Here is a 469-nt window from a genome sequence, read left to right on the forward strand (position 1 = left end):
TCAACAAACCTGTGTCTGCGAAATTGTGTGACGCGTCAATCTGGAAGAACCTACTGGAAGAACAAAGTGCGCGGTCAACAGGGTTCGACCAGCCGCCGGGGACATGCATTACAACTGAGACTTTGATGATCGTGGCCCAGCCGACTCCGCGGCTGAAAATTGAGCCACGTACTCAAAAGTGCGAGCGGACGACGGACCGTCACCCGCCGGGATAGGCAAAAGATGAGCCTGGCACGAACAAGGACTAGTGCAATCCTGGCGGGCCCCACGGTCGCCTACATGTTGGCTTTCTTCGTCGTTCCCAGCCTTATCCTTCTCGTCTACAGCTTCTGGTCATCCGCCTCCTACCGCATCGTTCCGGATTTCCAGTGGGGCAACTATGCAGACTCGCTGATGTCGCCGGTGTTCTGGAAAGTCACCTTCAACGCCATCCGCATCGGCCTGTTGACTGCTACGGTCAGCCTGATCC

Annotated in this window: 1 pseudogene; it reads left to right on the plus strand. The window is 56.5% G+C overall.

Annotated elements, in window-relative coordinates:
• Window positions 1-222: 222 nt before the first annotated feature.
• Window positions 223-469 (plus strand): annotated as a pseudogene (locus EN780_RS37620) (ABC transporter permease); the annotation flags it as partial.

The sequence above is a fragment of the Mesorhizobium sp. M4B.F.Ca.ET.089.01.1.1 genome, from assembly GCF_004022605.1.
GTDB classification, from domain to species: Bacteria; Pseudomonadota; Alphaproteobacteria; order Rhizobiales; family Rhizobiaceae; genus Mesorhizobium; species Mesorhizobium abyssinicae.